This is a genomic window from Streptomyces sp. NPDC005393 (assembly GCF_040606675.1).
Lineage (GTDB): Bacteria > Actinomycetota > Actinomycetes > Streptomycetales > Streptomycetaceae > Streptomyces.
Genome location: NZ_JBEXFG010000031.1, coordinates 70,209 through 88,515, shown reverse-complemented (window position 1 = coordinate 88,515; position 18,307 = coordinate 70,209). Strand labels below are relative to the sequence as shown.

26 protein-coding genes are annotated in these 18,307 nt (G+C 67.8%); 23 read left to right on the top strand and 3 right to left on the bottom strand.

Going from position 1 to position 18,307, the window contains the following annotated elements:
- Positions 1-175: 175 nt before the first annotated feature.
- From ABZS71_RS23995 to ABZS71_RS23950, 10 genes are all read left to right on the top strand, one after another.
- Positions 176-526, top strand: a complete 351-nt coding sequence (locus ABZS71_RS23995; protein ID WP_356213394.1) for a hypothetical protein — start codon at positions 176-178, stop codon at positions 524-526.
- 5 nt (positions 527-531) lie between these two features.
- Positions 532-1,905: an FtsK/SpoIIIE domain-containing protein gene (locus ABZS71_RS23990; protein WP_356213391.1), complete on the top strand. Its 1,374-nt coding sequence runs from the start codon at positions 532-534 to the stop codon at positions 1,903-1,905.
- Positions 1,906-2,004: 99 nt separating this feature from the next.
- Positions 2,005-2,214 carry a hypothetical protein gene (locus ABZS71_RS23985; RefSeq protein ID WP_356213388.1) on the top strand — a complete coding sequence of 70 codons (210 nt, stop codon included), beginning with the start codon at positions 2,005-2,007 and terminating at the stop codon, positions 2,212-2,214.
- Positions 2,215-2,234: 20 nt separating this feature from the next.
- Positions 2,235-2,831: a DUF2637 domain-containing protein gene (locus ABZS71_RS23980; protein WP_356213385.1), complete on the top strand. Its 597-nt coding sequence runs from the start codon at positions 2,235-2,237 to the stop codon at positions 2,829-2,831.
- An 11-nt stretch (positions 2,832-2,842) separates the two neighbouring features.
- Complete coding sequence (locus ABZS71_RS23975; protein WP_356213382.1) at positions 2,843-3,028, top strand: mobile element transfer protein; 186 nt, start codon at positions 2,843-2,845, stop codon at positions 3,026-3,028.
- A 14-nt stretch (positions 3,029-3,042) separates the two neighbouring features.
- A complete protein-coding gene (locus ABZS71_RS23970) occupies positions 3,043-3,237 on the top strand; it encodes a hypothetical protein (RefSeq protein WP_356213380.1) in 195 nt (64 codons plus the stop codon).
- Positions 3,238-3,262: 25 nt separating this feature from the next.
- The gene (locus ABZS71_RS23965; protein ID WP_356213378.1) at positions 3,263-3,562 is read left to right on the top strand and encodes a hypothetical protein; all 300 of its coding nucleotides are present in this window, start codon (positions 3,263-3,265) and stop codon (positions 3,560-3,562) included.
- A gap of 162 nt (positions 3,563-3,724) precedes the next feature.
- Positions 3,725-5,032, top strand: coding sequence for a replication initiator (locus ABZS71_RS23960; RefSeq protein WP_356213406.1), 1,308 nt, complete (start codon positions 3,725-3,727; stop codon positions 5,030-5,032).
- Positions 5,025-5,204: a helix-turn-helix domain-containing protein gene (locus ABZS71_RS23955; protein ID WP_356213376.1), complete on the top strand. Its 180-nt coding sequence runs from the start codon at positions 5,025-5,027 to the stop codon at positions 5,202-5,204. The genes ABZS71_RS23960 and ABZS71_RS23955 overlap by 8 nt, the downstream gene beginning before the upstream one ends.
- The gene (locus ABZS71_RS23950; protein ID WP_356213373.1) at positions 5,204-6,370 is read left to right on the top strand and encodes a site-specific integrase; all 1,167 of its coding nucleotides are present in this window, start codon (positions 5,204-5,206) and stop codon (positions 6,368-6,370) included. Before ABZS71_RS23955 ends, ABZS71_RS23950 begins: the two co-directional genes overlap by 1 nt.
- Positions 6,371-6,812: 442 nt before the next feature.
- Here the strand turns inward: ABZS71_RS23950 and ABZS71_RS23945 are convergent, their stop codons facing one another.
- The gene (locus tag ABZS71_RS23945; RefSeq protein ID WP_356213370.1) at positions 6,813-7,727 is read right to left on the bottom strand and encodes a restriction endonuclease; all 915 of its coding nucleotides are present in this window, start codon (positions 7,725-7,727) and stop codon (positions 6,813-6,815) included.
- A 468-nt stretch (positions 7,728-8,195) separates the two neighbouring features.
- Between ABZS71_RS23945 and ABZS71_RS23940 the strand changes: the two genes are divergently transcribed.
- Complete coding sequence (locus ABZS71_RS23940; protein ID WP_356213367.1) at positions 8,196-8,633, top strand: hypothetical protein; 438 nt, start codon at positions 8,196-8,198, stop codon at positions 8,631-8,633.
- Positions 8,630-9,580, top strand: coding sequence for a hypothetical protein (locus ABZS71_RS23935; protein WP_356213364.1), 951 nt, complete (start codon positions 8,630-8,632; stop codon positions 9,578-9,580). The genes ABZS71_RS23940 and ABZS71_RS23935 overlap by 4 nt, the downstream gene beginning before the upstream one ends.
- A gap of 468 nt (positions 9,581-10,048) precedes the next feature.
- Here the strand turns inward: ABZS71_RS23935 and ABZS71_RS23930 are convergent, their stop codons facing one another.
- Complete coding sequence (locus ABZS71_RS23930) at positions 10,049-10,612, bottom strand: GNAT family N-acetyltransferase (RefSeq protein ID WP_356213361.1); 564 nt, start codon at positions 10,610-10,612, stop codon at positions 10,049-10,051.
- Complete coding sequence (locus tag ABZS71_RS23925; protein WP_356213359.1) at positions 10,609-11,382, bottom strand: GntR family transcriptional regulator; 774 nt, start codon at positions 11,380-11,382, stop codon at positions 10,609-10,611. Before ABZS71_RS23925 ends, ABZS71_RS23930 begins: the two co-directional genes overlap by 4 nt.
- Before the next feature lie 158 nt (positions 11,383-11,540).
- On the opposite strand from ABZS71_RS23925, the gene ABZS71_RS23920 reads away from it, so the two are divergent.
- The 11 genes from ABZS71_RS23920 to ABZS71_RS23870 all read left to right on the top strand — a co-directional run bounded on the left by ABZS71_RS23920 (position 11,541) and on the right by ABZS71_RS23870 (position 18,242).
- Positions 11,541-11,870: a hypothetical protein gene (locus tag ABZS71_RS23920; protein WP_356213357.1), complete on the top strand. Its 330-nt coding sequence runs from the start codon at positions 11,541-11,543 to the stop codon at positions 11,868-11,870.
- A 2-nt stretch (positions 11,871-11,872) separates the two neighbouring features.
- The gene (locus ABZS71_RS23915; RefSeq protein ID WP_356213354.1) at positions 11,873-13,207 is read left to right on the top strand and encodes an FtsK/SpoIIIE domain-containing protein; all 1,335 of its coding nucleotides are present in this window, start codon (positions 11,873-11,875) and stop codon (positions 13,205-13,207) included.
- A gap of 22 nt (positions 13,208-13,229) precedes the next feature.
- Positions 13,230-13,865, top strand: coding sequence for a DUF2637 domain-containing protein (locus ABZS71_RS23910; RefSeq protein ID WP_356213351.1), 636 nt, complete (start codon positions 13,230-13,232; stop codon positions 13,863-13,865).
- Positions 13,866-13,881: 16 nt separating this feature from the next.
- Positions 13,882-14,064, top strand: a complete 183-nt coding sequence (locus ABZS71_RS23905; protein ID WP_076978267.1) for a mobile element transfer protein — start codon at positions 13,882-13,884, stop codon at positions 14,062-14,064.
- Positions 14,065-14,079: 15 nt separating this feature from the next.
- The gene (locus ABZS71_RS23900) at positions 14,080-14,376 is read left to right on the top strand and encodes a hypothetical protein (RefSeq protein WP_356213347.1); all 297 of its coding nucleotides are present in this window, start codon (positions 14,080-14,082) and stop codon (positions 14,374-14,376) included.
- A 91-nt stretch (positions 14,377-14,467) separates the two neighbouring features.
- Positions 14,468-14,650 (top strand): hypothetical protein, encoded by a 183-nt coding sequence (locus ABZS71_RS23895; protein WP_356213344.1) that lies wholly within the window; start codon positions 14,468-14,470, stop codon positions 14,648-14,650.
- Positions 14,651-14,655: 5 nt separating this feature from the next.
- Positions 14,656-14,853 carry a hypothetical protein gene (locus tag ABZS71_RS23890; RefSeq protein ID WP_356213341.1) on the top strand — a complete coding sequence of 66 codons (198 nt, stop codon included), beginning with the start codon at positions 14,656-14,658 and terminating at the stop codon, positions 14,851-14,853.
- A 50-nt stretch (positions 14,854-14,903) separates the two neighbouring features.
- Positions 14,904-15,515, top strand: coding sequence for a DNA methylase (locus tag ABZS71_RS23885; RefSeq protein ID WP_356213403.1), 612 nt, complete (start codon positions 14,904-14,906; stop codon positions 15,513-15,515).
- Positions 15,512-16,906: a replication initiator protein RepSA gene (gene repSA / locus ABZS71_RS23880; RefSeq protein ID WP_356213338.1), complete on the top strand. Its 1,395-nt coding sequence runs from the start codon at positions 15,512-15,514 to the stop codon at positions 16,904-16,906. The genes ABZS71_RS23885 and repSA overlap by 4 nt, the downstream gene beginning before the upstream one ends.
- Positions 16,900-17,118, top strand: coding sequence for a helix-turn-helix domain-containing protein (locus tag ABZS71_RS23875; protein ID WP_356213335.1), 219 nt, complete (start codon positions 16,900-16,902; stop codon positions 17,116-17,118). The genes repSA and ABZS71_RS23875 overlap by 7 nt, the downstream gene beginning before the upstream one ends.
- Complete coding sequence (locus ABZS71_RS23870) at positions 17,118-18,242, top strand: tyrosine-type recombinase/integrase (RefSeq protein ID WP_356213332.1); 1,125 nt, start codon at positions 17,118-17,120, stop codon at positions 18,240-18,242. Before ABZS71_RS23875 ends, ABZS71_RS23870 begins: the two co-directional genes overlap by 1 nt.
- The last annotated feature ends 65 nt before the right edge of the window (positions 18,243-18,307 follow it).

Genomic DNA, 18,307 nt, shown 5'->3' with positions numbered 1-18,307 from the left:
GGGGCGCGGTGGCCCCGGGGCCACTTCTTCTGACTCGTACACACCGAGACGCATACTCGTATAGACGAGTGGGCAAGCTGTGTGGCAAGGTGGTCCCCGTTCCCGCTCGTTCGGGTTCGAAGGCTGCAACTCATCTAGACAACTAGGTGGGTAAGTGCGAGACAAGGAGAACGTGTTGCGTTCCATCCGAGTTGAGACCTCCGGTGCCACGGTTCTGCTGACTGAGGCACCGGAGCCGAAGGTGAAGGACCGGCAGACCGGCGAGATCGCCAAGGACGTCCAGAGCGGTGAGACGCTGATGCGGCTCGGCGTCGTCTACATCGACGGTGGGGAGTCCGCACTGCTTCAGGTCACCGTGCCGGAGAGCGGCGTGACGGACGGGCTGGCTCTCGGTGCACCGGTCACGCTGATCGGTCTGATCGCCCGGCCGTGGGAAAGCGTCTTCAACGGACAGCAGCGGCACGGCATCGCCTTCCGGGCCGAGGCCATCGCCCCTGCCGCGATATCGGTTGGCGCGGGGGCCTGAGCCTGATGAACGACGTGACAACGTTGATGGAGGTGGGCGGTCCGGCCGCCGCTACGGTCGGCGGGGCCGCCTACCTCCGGGCCCGGCATCCGGCCGCGTACTGGTCGGCGGTCGGGATGCCCATCTCCACGGTTCGGCTGCTGGGTTCGTACGGGTCCGTGATGGATGCGTGCGGGCTGACCGTTCCGCCGTCCCGCCTCCGGGCCTGGGCCGTACAGGCGCTCACGCATCGGGAGGTCCGGCCGGTGCCTCCTCGCCGGGGGATCATCCGGCCTACGTCCACCGGGCTGCGGGTCCGGCTGCGGCTGGCCCCGGGGCAGGAACCTGCCGACGTAGCTGCCTCGGCCGAACGGCTGCGGCACGCCTGGGGAGTTCACGGCGCCTACGTGGAAGAGATCAAACCGGGGGTGGTCGAGCTGCGGCTGATCGGCTTCGACGTGCTCCGGAAGGTCCGCATGCCTCGTAAGGCGCTGGGTGGCTTCCTGAAGGTGCCGGTGGCGCTGAGGGAGGATGCGACGCCGTTCGTACGGGACTACCGGGCCATCCCGCACCAACTGACCCTGGGCGCCACGCTGTCGGGGAAGTCCATGTTTCTGCGCCACCTGATAACCGGCCTGGCCCGGCAACGGGTCGCGCTGGTCGGGATCGACTGCAAGCGGGGCGTAGAGCTGGCGCCGTTCGCTCCTCGCCTGTCGGCGCTGGCCACCGATCCTGTGCAGGCTGCTGAGCTACTGCCTGTGCTCGTTGAACTGATGGAGGACCGATACGACCTGATCAAAGCTCGGCAGGGCATTGCTCCCACGCCAGAGGAGGAGATCACCTCTGACATCTGGGGCCTGCCGGACGATGAGCGGCCGGTGCCGGTGGTGCTGCTCGTGGACGAGGTCGCCGAGCTGTTCCTCGTCGCCACACGGAAGGATGAGGAACGGCGGGACGAGATGGTCACCCAGCTCATCCGGCTCGCCCAACTCGGCCGCGCGGCAGGCATCTACCTGGAGGTGTGCGGACAACGGTTCGGCGCCGAGCTGGGCAAGGGCGCGACGATGCTTCGAGCTCAGCTGACCGGGCGGGTCTGCCACCGCGTGAACGATGAAGCCTCCGCCAAGATGGCGCTCGGAGACATTGCGCCCGAAGCGGTCGGCGCGGCCTGCGCCATCGCTCCTGAACGGCCCGGTCTGGCTGTCGCTGGGGACACCTCGGGCGGCTGGTCTCGCATCCGCACGCCTTACCTGTCGCTGGGTGATGCTGCCGCTGTCTGCCGCGATAGCGCGCATCTCGTCCCGGACGTGCCCGCGCTCGAACCGTTCCGGCCCGACATGCCGGCCGTTCCGGTGAGCGCTCCGACGTCGCTGCTCAAGCCGCTCCCGGCTACCGACTAACCCACCCCCATCTCACGGTCGGCGCGACCGCATCGCGCCATATCCCTACCCCCGCCATGCCTGAAACCGATTGGAGTACCCGTGTCCCGTGGAGTACCCGTGTCCCGTCCCACCATCTCCGAGGTCTCCGCACTCCTCGCCGACCTGGCCGACTTGCGTCAGTCCGGTGCTGGGAATCACGCGGAGCTGATGAGCCGCAAGGCGGACTTGTTGGAGCGCATCGCCGCCGCTCGACCCCATGACGTTGACGCTGCCGAGGTCGCCGCAGCCGCTCGCGCACGTGCCGACGAACTCACGGCAGGCGGCTGAACGGGAAGGAGCCCCTAACCATGCGCGCTCACCTGGCGCGGGTCGACGCGGTGCTCGTCCAAGCGGCCATCGCTGCCGCGCTGTCCTTCGCCCACCTCCATGACCTCGCCTCGGCGGCCGGACAGAACGGGTGGAAGGCGTGGGCCTATCCGGTCTCCGTGGACCTGCTGCTCGTGGCGGCCTGGAAGCGGCTGCGGTCCGGGGCGTCCAAGGCGGCGGGGTGGTGTTGGTTCGTAGTCGCTCTGGTCGCGTCGCTTGGGGCGAACGTCGCCACCGCTGGCCTGCTCGATCTGGACGACGTACCGGCCTGGTTGCGGATCCTCGTCGCCGGATGGCCCGCTGTCGCCTTCCTCGGCGGGACGCTGCTCGCTCACTCCGCACCAGTGGCCGAGACGGCGTCGGCTCCGGCCGAACAGGAAACCGCGGGGCCACCCGTCGTCCCAGAAGGTGAGCCGAAGCGGCCCGCGCCGCACGTCCCGCCCGCGCTCATCACCCACGCGCGCAAGCTCGCCGACGAACACCACACCCGTACCGGATCGCCCATCGACACCGACACCCTGCGCGCCCGCCTCGGCGTCCCCGCGCCGCTGGCCGACGCCATCGCCTCCCACCTCTGAAGGAGTCCACCATGCTGCGCCGATTCCGAAGCATTCTGCGCGTTGGCCCGGTCCGTGTTGGCACCGCCAACGACCAACGGGGCCGCGAGAAGCACACCGCCGTGTGCACCGCTCCGCGCTGCGACTTCTCCGCCGACTACGACACCCGCGCCGCCGCCGAGCTGGCCGCCCGTACGCACCGCTGCCCCGTCCGCTGAAAAGGAGATCGCTCGTGACCGTCAGCCTGCCCCTGGTTTTCGTCCTCGGCGCCATTGCCTGGATCGCGATCAAGTTCATGGGCGTCCGCCTGTGGGTCGCCGTCGTCATCGCGCTCTTCGGCTTCTGGCTCGCCCACACCGGCCTCGCGCCCTCCGTGGAGTCCGGTACGCGCTCCGGCGTCGACACCGTCAACGGCAAACACGACTAGACGAGTAGCTGAGAGGAGACCACCCGTGTTCCGACCGAAGCACCCCGAAGCTCCCACCCTGCCGACCGCCCACACACCCACAGCGGCCATCCCGGCAGTCCAGCACACTCACACCCCGGCCTGCTCCTGCCAGCACACCCCCGCGCCCGCTCCAACTCGCCCGGCCGGCGCCCTGAGCGGGCTCAACGGCGGAACGGTGGGCGCCGTGGTGACCGTCGGCATCGTCCTGACCGCGCTCCTGGCCGCCGTCGCCGTCACGGCCATATCCGTCGCCGTGGCCGCCGTCGTCATGCGCTCGCTGCTTACCAGCCAGCGCCGCCGCTGATCCACACCACGTGACTGCCGGGGCGGCCTCGATACCGCCAAGCATCCGCCGCCCCGGCAGCCCAACCTCTCCCGACCACAGCCGAAAGAGGAGACACCCATCATCACCCGCACCACCCCGCCACCGCTGCCCCAACTCGGCAGCCTGGCAGCACTCGGCACCCTGCCCGCCCTGCTCCGCCAGCTCTCCGGCCTTGGCGGCTGCACCCACCCCATCCGCCTCGACGGCCACCGCACCGAACACCACCTCAACCGGGACACCGGCGAGATCGGGCGCGTTCTCCGTCACCTGGACTCCGCCGAGCTGCCCGCCGGGCATCTCCTGGTCCGCTGCAACAACCGCCGCGTTACCCGCTGCCCGGCCTGCGCCGAGACCTACCGCCGCGACACCTTCCACCTGATCACCGCCGGACTACGCGGCGGCAAAGGCACGCCGGAAGCGGTCGCCACTCACCCCCGCGTCTTCGCCACCTTCACCGCGCCCAGCTTCGGCCCCGTCCACAACCGACCTAACGGCCCGGCTGGCACGGTCCGCCCCTGCCGCTGCGGTATCCGCCACGGCCAGGAGGACGACGCGCTTGGTACGCCGCTCAACCCGGCCACCTACGACTACGAATCAGCGGTGCTCTGGAACGCTCACGCGGGCATGCTGTGGCGGCGCTTCTCGATCTACCTGCGGCGGGAGGTCGCCAAGCGGGCCGGGCTCACTCAACGGGCCTTCCGCGATCACGCCCGGCTGTCCTTCGCCAAGGTCGCCGAGTACCAGAAGCGTGGTGCTGTCCACTTCCATGCCGTGATCCGCATCGACGGCCCCGACGGCGGCGACACTCCACCTCCAGGCTGGGCCACGGCCGAGCTACTGACCGATGCCATCCGCGCCGCCACAACCACCGCCACGACCAGGGCCCAGGTTGCCGGTCCCGTCATCGACGGCCGGGCCCACACCTTCGCCTTCGGTGACCAGCTCGATGTACGGCCCATCCGGGGCGCGGACTTCGACGGCGAGGCGGAGCTGACTGATCGGGCTGTGGCCGCGTACATCGCCAAGTACGCCACCAAGGGGGCCGAGACGGCGACCGGTGCCCTGGACCGGCCGATACGGCTCATCGCTGAAATCGCTCACCTCGACATCACCGACCACGCTGGGCGCCTCATCCGCATGGCCTGGGCGCTCGGCGCGCGCAAGGACCTGGAACACCTCCGGCTCCGTGCCTGGGCTCACATGCTCGGCTTCCGGGGCCACTTCTCCACCAAATCCCGCCGCTACTCCACCACCCTCGGCGCGCTCCGCGATGCCCGCGCCGCCTGGCGACGTGCCCAGGCTGCGGCCGTCGAGCCGGAGCAGGACGACACCACGCTCGTCCTCGCCCACTGGGTCTACGCCGGTACCGGCCTTACCCCTGGCGAGGAGTGGTTGGCCGCCACCATCAGCCCTGCCCCTGGGACGGAAGGAGAACGGACCCATGGCTGACGAACTGCTCACCGTGCCGGAGGTGATGGCCCGGCTCAAGATCGGCCGCTCCACCGTCTACGACCTGATCCGTTCGCACCGCCTGGTTTCCATCACCGTCGGCCGCGCCCGCCGCGTCCCCGCCGCCGCACTCCGCGACTTCATCAACCACCAGATTGCCGAGGCTGCCTGATGCCACCGCAGCGTAAGCGCAACCCCAACGGGGCCGGAACCATCACCAAGCGCAAGGACGGCCGGTACCAGGCAGCTGTGTACGTGCTCCAGCCGGACGGCACTCGCGCCCGGAAGTTCGCCTATGGCAAGACCTGGGCCGAGTGCGACAACAAGCGCCGGGCACTGCTCGCCAAGGTCGACGGCGGCATACCTGTGCCGACCCGTTCGGCCAAGCTCGCCGAATGGCTGCCGTACTGGCTGGACAACGTGATCAAGCCGCGTCGCAAGCTGAGTACGTTCGACAAGTACGAATCGCACGTGCGGCTCTACCTCGTGCCGATGATCGGGGCCAAGCGGTTGGAGTCTCTGGGCGTCGCTGACGTGCGGCGCTTCCTCGTCCAGTTGGAGAAGAAGACCACCGCCGCCACCGCCAAGGAGTCACACCGCGTGCTGCGTACGGCTCTTACGGCTGCCTGCCGTGAGGAGCTGATCACGCGCAATGTGGCCAGCCTCGTGGAGCCGCCACGGGCCAAGGGGCGAGAGCTGAGCCCATGGACCCTGGACGAGACGCTGACCTTCTTGGCCGCTGCCCGCCGTGACCCGCTCTACGCGGCCTTCGTCCTGGCCATCACCATGGGCCTGCGCCGAGGTGAGATCGTCGGACTTCGCTGGGCTGACGTCGACCTGGAGAAGCGGGTGCTCTACGTACGACAGCAAACACAGCGTCGGCGTGGAGTGCTGTACGAGGACGACCCCAAGGGGCGGCGACGTCGAGCTGTTCCGCTGCCCGCGATGTGCATCGCTCCGCTTCGGTGGCACCGGATGCGGCAGGCGGACATCCGGGAGCAAGCGGGGGAGAAGTGGCAGGGCAACGGCGGGCACATCTTTACCACCCGCACCGGCCGCCAGGTCGAGCCGCGCAACATCTACCGCTCATTCACCCGCGTCGCCGACAGTGCCGGGCTCCGGGTGATCCGGCTGCATGACGCCCGGCACGGCTGCGCCACCCTGCTGACGGCGGCCGGGGTCGCTCCTCGCGTCGTGATGGAGATCCTGGGGCACAGCCAGATCAGCATCACCATGGACGTGTACACGCACGTCGTACAGGACACCCAGCGGGAGGCCATCAGCCACATGGACCGGCTGCTCAAGCGGCGCCCTGGCCCTGGTCCCGTCCCAGGCTGACCGTCGCCGTTGATGTCAGAGGTGGATGTCAAACGCCCCGAGCCATGATCGGCTCGGGGCGTTTTGGCTGGTGCCCCCGGCAGGATTCGAACCTGCGACACCCGCTTTAGGAGCGAGGTTGGGCGGCTGCCGGTGTGACCTGCGTGAATCCACAGTGCGACAAACGCCGTTGGCTTCCCCGCTATTGCTGCTGATTCCCCGTGGTTCCCCGTACGTTCTGGCACGAGAGTGGCACGGCCCTGGCGGTGGTGAGGCAGCCGGCCCCTGTCGCACCCCGGGTCGCGGCCTTTACCGTGCGGACGACCTCACCACTTAGCAGGCTACGCCTTCTGATCCGTAGCTCTAGCGGGATCGGTCAGCAACGGCAGTACCGGCCACTACAGGGGGCGGATAGGGGCGGTTGCTGAGGTTGCGGTACGGCGCTGCGGCACAGGGCTCGCCGTTACGGGAGTGCCTCGGGGTTGGTGCTGACGAACCCCTTGCCCTCCGGCCAGATCACGGCGCAGTCCTGCACCTTGGCCAGAGCCAGGAGGTCTTGCCGCGGCTCGGAGGGGAGCAGGATGGCGCGGATGGTGTGATCGACGAACCTGCTGTAGTCCGCGAGCTGCCCGATAGCCATGCGGATGTTCTCCCGGGTGACGCTGCCCTTGGCCTCGACCAGTAGACCGAGTCCCTTGGCGTGGAGATCGGTGAAGAGCGGGCGGCTCTCGCCAGGAGGAAGGATGCGCTGACGGCCCGACTGGTGACCGTTGCTGGTCAGGTAGTCGGCGAACGCCTTTACCAGGCGGGCTTCCTTGCGGTCGGCCTCGTAGGGCTCCTGGTTCGGGTTGACGAACGTGGTCTCGTTCTCGTTCCGTTCTAGGGGGAGGTCGTCCACCTGGTTGGGATGAGAGACAAGCAACCGGCCTAGCTTGGTGGCAGGTTCCTGCGGTGTGGTGTCTACAGGGTTGAGCCGGAAGACGATGACCTTGCGGAGGGGGCCATCGTTGGTCTCGGGAGCGTCCGCGGAGTACCAGGGGTCTTCCTGATCAACGGTGAACTCGCCGCGGTAGGTGACCGTCCCGCGGGCGCCCTGAAAGACGCGCAGCGCCCGCCCCTCAGCTTGGTGGTTCAAGATGCTGGCATTGCCGGAGATCATCCGCTGGTCGCCGTACTGGCCTTCTCCGCTGTAGTGGAAGCGACCGTCCGGCATCCAGTCGTCGTAGTAGCCATGCTTTTCGCCGGCGACAGGGTCCGTGAAGACGAAGACATTGGGTGTCTTAGCTGACGGCCCGATACCTCCCTGTGTGCGCCCCCCGAACCTACTGTGCAGCTCCTTGCGCTCGATCCGATCGCCGGGCTTGAGCTGCCACTCCACGTTCCCCGATCCCGTCACGGTCCTGGGCCTCCCTCGAAGCTGGCTCGTTCCTCAATGGCAGAGCGACACTCATCACTCTGTGATGAGTGCAATCGGATGTCAAATTTCGGCATCCGATTTAGACCTAGAGAACGGATGGTGGCGATGGAGCTGGCCACGCCGCCGTACCCAGCGCGTTGATGAAGATGAACCAAGGGGGTTCGAACACCCGTCGACAGGCGCCCATCCTGACGGCATGCTGTAGTCGTAGAACGCCAGTTCGGCTTTGCTAGGAGACAGGCTGGGGGATGGAAGGAATCGCGATCAGCAGGTTCTGTGAGGCGATACCTACGATTACAGTAGGTATCGGTTCGTTGCTGATGGTGCTGGGGGACAGTCCATGGAGGGCACTCGTTGATTCCGCCGTTGACCTCTGGGGGGATGCTGCCCGTGGGGCGTCACCCAGCGACTCTAGAGGAGATCCATGATGTGTTCGTGGTGCAGGCTCCTCACCCGACGCACCGGCGACGCCTCTACTCTGCGCTAGAACTCTACGTTGCGTTGGTGCGCGACCTGCTTCCACGCGCCACACTGTGGGTGGATGGCGGGTTTTGCACTCACAAGGCGGCGCCTCCCGCAGATATCGATCTTGCGCTATTCGCGTCGCGCAGGCTCGTGCAGCACTTCGACCAGGAGAGGTGGACGCGGATGAATCAACTGATAACGCTCCAAAACCTCACTGCGATGGCGCCGCACACTGTTGAGCGGAGGGTCCAGCCGATGGGAGGACTCATCGACGCCTTCTTAGCTGAGGAGGGAAACGCTGATGACGTTGCCCTTTGGGATTACAATTGGTCCCTAGTTAAAGATGACGATGGAAAAATCGTCGATGGGGAGCGTAAGGGCTACTTGGAGGTAGAGCTGTGAGCACTCACCTTCATACCCTCTGGCAGCGGGCAATGGACTCGGCTGCCGGGGATGACCCGTTTTCGCGTTTGCGGCGATCCTCATTGGAAGTGGCCGCCTCCGATTTCGGGATTTCCACGTCGCCGGAAGAAAAAACTGCTGCCGTTCAATTGCTCCTATCGGATGCGTCTTCTGACACCGGTGCAGTTTCTGCATTGGAGGCTGGCGATTTCTTGCGGCGTGTCCAGCGCGCGGTCGCACGTCTCGCGAAAGCGCGTCGCGCTCGGCTCGCCGATGTGGCCCGACTGACATCATTTGACTTTGACCTTGCCAGACTTAACGTCGCCTCCGCTTCTGTAGGGTCCTGGGTGGTCGACCTCAGTTACCCAGTGGCAGAAGGAAGTTCGCGCGAATCCGCATTCTCGACCTTGTGGACAGAGATCGGAGTGGTAGAACTAATTCGCGCGCTGCCGGAAGATGACGTCGATGATCAATCAATCGAGTCAATCGACGCAGCGTCCCCAGTCATCCGGAGGGCTGTCGCAGACCTGGTGTCTAGAGTCTCTGATGAGCGGCCTGAGCTGAGCCTTTCCCTCTCTGTGCGCCGCATTTCGGGTGAAGTGCTGAGGTCATCAGTGACTCCACGACAGGCTTCCATTCTGCGGGAAAGGCTAGCCGTCACCAGAGAAGAGCGGGGCATTGTTCGAGTGCGCGGACGTTTGGATGGGCTACGAACCCGAAGGCAAATCTTCTATCTGGAAGTTGCCGAGGGGCGGGAAATCCATGGATTCGTGGATGAGTCACTCATGCCGGCTGTCAGAGAAAATCTAGGCCACGAGGTGGAGGTGGAGTTGGAGACTTTTGTGATGCGAGCCCGGTCGGGCAAGGCCTCTCAGAAGCAATATCGTCTGATTAGAGTAGGGAAGCAGCAGAGTCAACTTCCCGCCGGTGATGACGTAACGCTTTAAGGCCTTCATCTGGCTAGCTTCGCGCGGTCGTGAGGCTGCTTTGCGTGCTGCTCGCACGCTCCACCACTCACCCCAGCTCCCATCCCGTCCGCCGTCGACCCACACACCGTGGAGCGGGCGTGGTTCATGGCGTCCAGGTGGAGCGCGCCACTGTACGAACGACCTGGACGCCATGGGCCGCGTCTGCTCGGCTCTGCCTGGGTCGACGGTGGACGGGATGGGAGCACCTCACGCACGCCCCAACGCGCCCGCATTCGCGACGGCGCCCCCTCCATCCCGGTGCCGGCCGATCCCCTGCCGGAGGCATCGTCTTTGACCGTGGCGCGCTATGCGGGCTCTACCCTCGGGCCGTTGCTCCGCTGCGGCCCCATGGGCCGACCCCGGCGCCGAAGGCGCAGAGGGGTCGGCCCAAGGGGCCTGCCCGCGCCTCGCGCGGGCCCTTGATGAGGTAGAGAAACCTGTAACAGCTCAGGTGCGCAGCGGTTCAGGGCTCGGCGTCTCGTCGGTGAGACCGTGTTCGGCTGGACGGGTAGGGCGTTGGGCAAGCCAGCCAGATACTCGCGGTCCTCCGTTGACGGCGTTGCCTTCGAGGACGGTCCTCACGTGCTGGAAGCCTTCGTCCAGGTAGTACCGCTGTAGGTGCACGTTGGTGGTCCACGCGTCAAGTCGTAGCCACTTCGCGCCGGCGCGGTACGCGCGATCGCCAGCCCAGTCGAGAAGCCTGCTCCCAAGCTTGCGTCTGGCGTACTCGCGCGCAACCGTCAGCTTGTTGACGAACATCGAGCAATCGCCAAGCTCCTCGGCGCTCCACAACCCTTCTTCGGCTTCAGGCGTGAGCGTGATGGTGCCTGCCGTGTGCTCCCCATCCCTCAGCATGAAGACTGTTCCGGTCTCGATGGTCACCAACAGGCGGTCCGCCGGGTACGGCCGGCTCCACTGGTCGCTACCGAGCTTGCTGATCCATTCCGCCGCTTCCGTCCGGAAGCTGAGCAGCCGGTCAAGGTCGGCGGGTGTGGCGATGGTGATTCTCACTTGGCGTCGTTCTCGTTCCGGGCGGCCAGGTCGCCGATCTCGTAGTTCATGCGGTTCAGGTCCCCGCGGAAGGTAGTCACCGTGCATCGAGCGGGGCGCTCGGTCGTGTAGCCCGTGCGTGTCCAGAGCAAGACAGGGACGCCGGGGCCGATCTCCAAGAGGCGTGCTTCCTCCGGGGTCGGCATCCGGGTAGAGATCTCGTCGGCGTAGCCCACCTGTTCGATGCCTCGACCTGCCAGGTAGCGGGTGGTGCCCTCGTCGATGTCGCCCGGTTCAGCGAGCCTCGGCGCCTCCCGGATCAGCCAATCCGGGTAGTGCGTCGCCTGCATCGACCACGGCACGTCATCGACAAACCGGTGGCAGAAGCGCAGTACGGACCGGGAACCGACTTCCACCTTGAGCCGCTCGGCGATGTAGTCCGGCGTAGGCGTCATCTCGACTCGGAACGTCTGGTGCGGTCGGCGGCCGGCGTTCGTCACGTCGGTTGAGTAGGCGTCACCGTTTTGCGGGAAGGTCAGGTTCTCGAAGCGAGAGGCGTTCAGCTCGAAGACCTCATGCTTCCGCACTTCGTAGCCGAGCCCTTGGCTCGACGTAACGAGTCCCTGGCTGACCAGCAGGCTCAGGCCTGATCGGACGGTGTTCCGGGAGGCATCAAAACGGCTGGCCAGCTCGGCTTCGGACGGCAGCCGGTCCCCAGGGGCGTACATGCCGTTGTCGATCTCACGACGCAACGCGTCGGCCACCTGCTGGTACTTCGGCTGCTTGCTCATGTCTCCATCATGACGCACTCGCTCAACTTGTTGGTACATGTTCGCGCGAAGTGCTTGACGTCTCACTCTCAGTGGGTCAATCTCTAGGTGTCAGCTTGTACCAACAAGTTGAGCAAGAGGTCCAAGGGGCCTAACTCTGACCTGCTCTGGAGTGAGCTATGCCGTCGTTCAAGATCGACCTCTCGACCGCCGTGGTGTTCGTGGCGACCGCGCCGGAACCGAAGATGGCCAACAAGAAGACCGGGGAGCGGGCCGTGGACCGGGAGACCGGTGCGAGCCTGTCGACCGTGGGCCTGCTCGTCTCGGACGAGGGGGAGGGCAACCTCTACCAGGTCACCATCCCGGAGACGGGCTACCCGGAGGGTCTGGCGCCGGGCATGCCGGTGCGGGTGGTCGGCCTCAAGGCGCGTGACTGGGAGAACGAGTTCAACGGCCAGAAGCGGCACGGGATCTCGTTCCGCGCGGTCGCGATCACCTCGGCGGCCTGATCATGGCTGACCTGACGATGTGGCTGCAGGCCACGGGTGCCTTAGCGGGCGCCGGCGGTATCGGCTACGCGAAGCACCGGGCACCGCGCGTGTACTGGTCGACGGTCGGTCTGCCGCTGACGTGGGGCCGGTTCACGTTCTCCTACCGGTCCACGATGGAGGTGTGCGGGCTCACCGTGCAGCCGGCCGGGTTCCGGGCCTTCATGACGCGCAACCTGTCCCGCCGTGAGGTGCGGCCGGTGCCGCCGAAGGTCCGCCGGGTCCGCCCCACGTCGACCGGGCTGCGCATCACGCTGCGCCTTCCGGCCGGCCTGGAGCCTGCCGACGTGGCCACGTCCTCTGAGCGGCTGCGCCACGCGTTCGGCGTGCAGTCGGTGACCGTGTCGGAGACCAAGCCCGGCTATGTGGAACTGCGGATGACGGGCTATGACGTGCTGCGCCGGGTCCGTCTGCCGCGTTCGGCGCAGCCTCGCGGGCTGGTGGTTCCGGTGGCGCTGCGGGAGGACGGCACGGTCTTCGAGCGTGACTACCGCGCGGTTCCGATGGCGCTGACCCTGGGCGCCACGCTGTCCGGCAAGTCCGTGTACCAGCGCAACCTGGTCAAGGGCCTGGCGAAGCTCCCGGTCGGTTTGATCGGCATCGACTGCAAGCGCGGTGTCGAGCACAGCCGGTACGCGTCTCGCCTGTCGGCCCTGGCCACGGACCCGGACATGGCCGGCCGCCTGATAGACGCGCTGGTCCGGGAGATGGGCGAGCGCTTTGATCTCCTCGCCCTCTACGGCGTCTCGGACGTCTGGGACCTGCCCGCCAAGCTGCGGCCGGTGCCGCTGGTCGTCCTGATCGATGAGGTGGCAGAGCTGTTCTTCGTCACCTCGAAGAAGGATGAGGCGGCGCGGGACCGGACGGTCATGCAACTGGTGCGGTTGGGTCAGATGGCCCGCGCGGTCGGTATCTACCTGGAGGTCTGCGGGCAGCGCTTCGGCTCCGACCTCGGCAAGGGCGCCACGGCTCTGCGGGCTCAGCTCACCGGCCGTGTGGTCCACCGCGTCAACGACAAGCAGACGGCCGAGATGGGCCTGGGGGACATCGCTCCGGATGCGGTGATGGCGGCGACCTCGATCCGGGCCGACCGTCCCGGCGTCGCGGTGGCCGGTGACACCTCCGGTGGCTGGTCCCGCATCCGCACCCCGGAGACCACCCCGGCGGAAGCGGCGGCCGTCTGCCGGGACTTCGCCCACCTCACCCCGGATCTGTCGTTCCTGGCCCAATTCCGTCCGCCGGCCCGGCAGGTGCCGCCGATGCCCACCACGCCGCCGCTGGTGGCCCCGCAGCCCTGACCCCGGAGGGGAGGTGAGGACCGTGTTCCGCTCGATCCGCATCGACGCCGTGCTCATTCAGGCCGTGATCGCCGGTGCCCTGTCCTTCGCTCACCTGCACGACCTTGCCGAAGCGGCCGGACAGACCGGATGGAAGGCATGGGCCTACCCCGTCTCCGTCGATCTGCTCTTGGTCGCCGTGTGGCGCCGGCTGCGCACCGAGCGCTCGGGGCTGGCCTGGTTCTGGTTCCTGGTTGCCCTGGTCGCCTCCCTCGGGGCGAACATCGCCACCGCGGGACTCCTCGACCTCGATCACGTTCCGGCCTGGCTGCGCATCCTCGTCGCCGGCTGGCCCGCGCTGGCCTTCCTCGGCGGCACCCTGCTCGCCCACACCCCAACCGAACCGACCCCCGCCCCGGACCCGGCGCCGCCGCCCGTGCCGGCCGTCGACCGACCGGCAGCGCCCGACCCGGCCCCGGAGATCCCTACGCCGGAACCTGCCCCGGCTCTGCCGCAAGCCCCGGCCCCGACGGTGCCGCCGGCGCTGGTCGACCACGCCCGGAAGGTCGCCACCGAGCACCGCACTCGCACCGGAACGGACATCGACACCGCCACCCTGCGCGCCCGCCTCGGCGTCCCGGAAGACCTCGCCGGCGCGATCGTCGCCCAACTCGCCTGAAAGGAGGTGACCCCTCATGCGCCCGAACCGCTTCTACGACGTGATCCGCATCGGCCCGGTCCAGGTCGGCACGTTCAACAACGGCCGGGGCCAGACCCGGCACACCGCCGCCTGCACCGCGCCGAAGTGCGGATTCTCCAACGAATACGGCGACCGGTCGGCCGCTGAACTCGCCGCCCGCACCCACCGCTGCACCTGAGAGGAGGACCGAGCCATGCAGTTGCCCGAAGACCAGATCCGTGCCGGACACATCCCCGCCGACCTCTACCGGCAGATCCCGCCCGGCACCGACATGCGACGGGTCGTGATCGTCCAACAGGCCCCGCGCTCCTACAAGGGCCCCATCGTCCTGACGCTGGTCGTCCTCGCGGGATCGGTCGCGGTGCTGCTGGTGATCGCCTTCGTCGTCCAGGTCCTCGCCGGCGCGGCCGTCGCGGTCCTGTCGGCCACCGGCGGCCTCAGCTACACGATCAACCGCACGTCCAAGCGCAAGAACCGCTACCGCAAGTAGCACCGGCCGGGGCGGCCTCAACCGCCAAGTTTCCGCCGCCCCGGACGGCCACCACTTCCAGATCCAACGGACCCGAAAGGGAATCCTCATCATGCCTCAGCACGCCTCGAACACGCGCGTCTGCCGCGACTGCGACGGCTTCGCCACGGTCGCCATCACCACCGGCACCCGTCACCGCGACGGCTCCCGCGCCACCGTCCGTGTGACTTGCCAGGCCTGCAAGGGCACCGGCCACACCACCCCTGCCGCCTCCCTGCTCCGCGTCGGGCGGTGACCGACATGGCCGATCTCACCCCGTCACAGGCCACCCCCGGCCTGCACGTGAGCAAGCCGTCCCCGGACGCCCCCGCCACCGGCTCCGCCGTGTGCCACTGCGGGGCCTCGGCCACCGCGAGCGGTGACGCTCAGGTCCGCCTCCTGGTCCAGGGCTGGGAAGCCAACCACAGCTCCGCCCACGCCAAGGGAGGCAGCAAGTGAGCACCGGGCCTCGGGCCCTGGACCTGTTCTCCTGCGCCGGCGGGGCCGCCATGGGCTATCACCGCGCCGGTTTCGCGGTCGACGGCTGCGACATCGCCGACCGCCCCCGATACCCCTTCGCTTACCACCGCGGTGACGCCCTCGAATACCTCGCCCACCTGATCACCACGGGCGACATCGAGCGGTACACCCTGGCGCACGCCTCCCCGCCCTGCCAGGCCGGTTGCGCCCTGACCGTGGGCACGAACGCTTCCCAGGGCTGGGGCGGCGCCCACGTCGACCTCGTGGCCGCCACCCGCGACCTCCTCGACGCCTCGGGCCTGCCGTACGTGATGGAGCAGCCAAACGGCCGTGCGGAGATCCGCAAGGACCTGTCCTTGTGCGGGGAGATGTTCGAGTTCGGCCGCTGGGCCACCGCGCAGCCGGCTCACCCCCGACACCGGGGCTACGTGCGCGGCCACCGCCACGGCGTGAAGCGTGAGGGCCCGTATGTCGCCGCGTACGGCAACGGCGGCGGCAAGGCCACCGTGCCCGAGATGCAGACCGCCATGGGCATCACCTGGACCGACGTCCGCGAGGAACTGACCGAGGCGATCCCGCCCGCCTACACGCAGTGGATCGGCCACGCCTACCTGACCGCCCGACAGGAGGTCTTCGCGTGACCGACACCGCCACCATGGCGGGCCTGGACCCGACCACCCTCGCCGACGTGCTGAGGCTGGCCGGGTCCACCGGCTTCGACCGTATCCAAGACCAGATCCGCCGCACGGGCGGCTGCTCCGACCCCATCCATTTGATGGGCTCGACCGTCACCCGCGACGCTGCCACGGGGCAGGTGCTGCACGCGTACTCGACCGACACCGAACCCGGCGGACGGCTCCGCGTCGCGTGCGGCAACCGGCGGGCCTCCCGCTGCCCCGCCTGCGCCTGGACCTACGCCGGCGACACCTACCACCTCATCCGTGCGGGCCTCGTCGGTGACCCGGACAAGGGCACCCCGCACACGATCCGGGACCACCCGCGGGTGTTCGCCACCCTCACCGCCCCGTCGTTCGGCCCGGTCCACAACCGGACCGGCACCCGGCCCTGCCGCTGCGGTACCCGCCACGGCGAGGATGCCCCGGAATTGGGCACCCCGCTCGACCCCGACGCGTACGACTACGCGGGCGCGGTGCTGTGGAACAACCACGCCTCCGAACTGTGGCGCTACTTCACGATCTACCTGCGCCGGGAGATCGCCAAGCGGGCCGGGCTCACGCAGAAGGACGCCCGCGAACAGTCCCGGGTCTCCTTCGGCAAGGTCGCCGAGTATCAAAAGCGCGGCGCCGTGCACTTCCATGCCGTGATCCGCTTCGACGGACCCGACGGGCCCGACGATCCCCCGCCGGCCTGGGCCACCCTCGACCTGCTCACCGACGCCATCCATGCCGCCGCTGCCCGCGTGGAAGTCGACGTGCCCCCGTCCGGGGACCAGCCGGCCCGCACCCTGCGGTGGGGCACGCAGCTCGACGTACGGCCGATCCGGGCCTTCGGCGAGGGCGAGGACATCACCGAACAGGCGGTCGCCTCGTACGTCGCGAAGTACGCCACAAAGGCGGCTGAGACCACCGGCACGGTTGACCGCCGGATCGGCAACAAGGAAGCACTGATCCTGCTCGGCGTCGCCGACCACCCCCGCCGGCTCATCGAAGCGTGCCTGGACCTACACGCGCTCTACCCGGACCGCAAGCTCCGCGACTGGGCCCACATGCTCGGCTTCCGCGGCCACTTCTCCACCAAGTCCCGCCGCTACTCGACCACCCTCGGCGAACTGCGGCAGACCCGCGCCGACTACCGCGCCACCCAGCAACGCCACGCACTCGGCCTGCCCGACCCCGACGACGAGGAAGCAACCACGCTCACCCTCGCCCACTGGACCTACGCCGGCCACGGCCACACCCCCGGCGAATCCTGGCTCGCCGCCAATATCCGCCGCGACATCCAGCACAACCGCGAAACCGCCCGTGAAGTCCGGGCTGACCTGGAAGCACACGACACAGAGAGGGAGTGGTGATCGTGGATCGACTTCTCAGCGTTCAGCAGGTCGCCGAACTGCTCGGCACCGGCGTGCGCTTCCCACGGCGTCTGATCGAAGAGCGTCGGATCACCTTCGTAAAAGTCGGTCGGCATGTACGCATCCCCGAGAGTGCGCTGTCCGCCTACGTCGCCGAGCGCACCGTTCAGCCGGTGACCGTTCGGCGCGCCGCACTGAGAAGGGCTGCCTGATGGCGAACAACCAGGGCAGGCGGCGCCGGTTCGGCTCGGTGCGGAAGCTCACGTCAGGCCGCTGGCAGGCTCGTTACCGCGATCCGAACACGGGACAGCTCCGCGGCGCAGAGGAGACGTACGCGACCAAGACCGACGCTGAGGTCGCGCTGACTCATATCGAGGCAGACATCACCCGTGGCCAGTGGGCCAACCCTGACGCGGGCAAGATTCAGTTCGGCGAGTACGCCACTGCGTGGCTTAAGGATCGCAAGCTTGCCGCCCGTTCCCGTGAGCGGCACGAGTCCGTGATCCGGCTTCACCTGGTGCCCACCTTCGGTGAGCGACCGTTGTCCTCGATCACGACGGCACAGGTTCGATCCTGGCGCACGGCGTGCTTGGAGAGGACCGGTGAGCCGACCGTGGTCAAGACGTACCAGATCCTCCGGGCCATCCTGAACACGGCCGTTGACGACGAACTGATCCGGCGCAACCCGTGCCGGATCAAGGGCGCTGACCAGTACGACGTGCCAGAGCGGCCCGTTCTCACGGTGGCTGAAGTGTTCGCCGTAGCCGATGCGATCACTCCGCGCTACCGGCTGCTCGTCGTCCTCGCTGCCTTCACCGGCCTGCGCTTCGGTGAGTTGGCAGCGCTCCGCCGGCGAGACGTCGACACGGATAACGCGGTGCTCATGGTCCGGCGCTCACAGGCCGAGATGCAGACAGGTGCCCTGTTCGACAAGGCCCCCAAGTCCGACGCCGGCGTCCGGCCGGTTGCCTTCCCGACCGAACTCCTGCCGGATGTGAAGCGCCACCTCGACGCCTACGCCGGATCCGGTCGTGACGGTCGCGTCTTCCTCGGCCCCCAGGGCGGATGGCTTCGGCGCAGCAACTTCCGGGATGACTGGATCAAAGCCAAAAAGGGCGCGGGCATTACCGGAGACGTGCACTTCCACGATCTTCGGCACACGGGCAACACGCTCGCCGCGTCCGGCGCGAGTCTCCGCGAACTGATGACCAGGATGGGCCACAGCACACCCCGCGCCGCCCTGATCTATCAGCACATGGTCAACGGCCGTGACCGTGAGATCGCCGATCGGCTCGGCTCGATGATCCGCGAGACGCGGGGTGATGTGGACTCTTAGCGGACCTTGTGGCACGCGTGTGGCACGGCCGCGATCACGGCAAAGGGCCAGTTCGAGGGGATCAT

What these genes read in the sequence shown, in the direction of transcription:
- ABZS71_RS23900 (WP_356213347.1), top strand. Translation starts at nt 14,080, where the DNA reads ATGCAGTTGCCCGAAGACCAGATCCGTGCCGGACACATCCCCGCCGAC.
- ABZS71_RS23905 (WP_076978267.1), top strand. Translation starts at nt 13,882, where the DNA reads ATGCGCCCGAACCGCTTCTACGACGTGATCCGCATCGGCCCGGTCCAG.
- ABZS71_RS23980 (WP_356213385.1), top strand. Translation starts at nt 2,235, where the DNA reads ATGCGCGCTCACCTGGCGCGGGTCGACGCGGTGCTCGTCCAAGCGGCC.
- ABZS71_RS23890 (WP_356213341.1), top strand. Translation starts at nt 14,656, where the DNA reads ATGGCCGATCTCACCCCGTCACAGGCCACCCCCGGCCTGCACGTGAGC.
- ABZS71_RS23885 (WP_356213403.1), top strand. Translation starts at nt 14,904, where the DNA reads ATGGGCTATCACCGCGCCGGTTTCGCGGTCGACGGCTGCGACATCGCC.
- ABZS71_RS23870 (WP_356213332.1), top strand. Translation starts at nt 17,118, where the DNA reads ATGGCGAACAACCAGGGCAGGCGGCGCCGGTTCGGCTCGGTGCGGAAG.
- ABZS71_RS23950 (WP_356213373.1), top strand. Translation starts at nt 5,204, where the DNA reads ATGCCACCGCAGCGTAAGCGCAACCCCAACGGGGCCGGAACCATCACC.
- ABZS71_RS23915 (WP_356213354.1), top strand. Translation starts at nt 11,873, where the DNA reads ATGGCTGACCTGACGATGTGGCTGCAGGCCACGGGTGCCTTAGCGGGC.
- ABZS71_RS23925 (WP_356213359.1), bottom strand. Translation starts at nt 11,382, where the DNA reads ATGAGCAAGCAGCCGAAGTACCAGCAGGTGGCCGACGCGTTGCGTCGT.
- ABZS71_RS23975 (WP_356213382.1), top strand. Translation starts at nt 2,843, where the DNA reads ATGCTGCGCCGATTCCGAAGCATTCTGCGCGTTGGCCCGGTCCGTGTT.
- ABZS71_RS23990 (WP_356213391.1), top strand. Translation starts at nt 532, where the DNA reads ATGAACGACGTGACAACGTTGATGGAGGTGGGCGGTCCGGCCGCCGCT.
- ABZS71_RS23920 (WP_356213357.1), top strand. Translation starts at nt 11,541, where the DNA reads ATGCCGTCGTTCAAGATCGACCTCTCGACCGCCGTGGTGTTCGTGGCG.
- ABZS71_RS23895 (WP_356213344.1), top strand. Translation starts at nt 14,468, where the DNA reads ATGCCTCAGCACGCCTCGAACACGCGCGTCTGCCGCGACTGCGACGGC.
- ABZS71_RS23955 (WP_356213376.1), top strand. Translation starts at nt 5,025, where the DNA reads ATGGCTGACGAACTGCTCACCGTGCCGGAGGTGATGGCCCGGCTCAAG.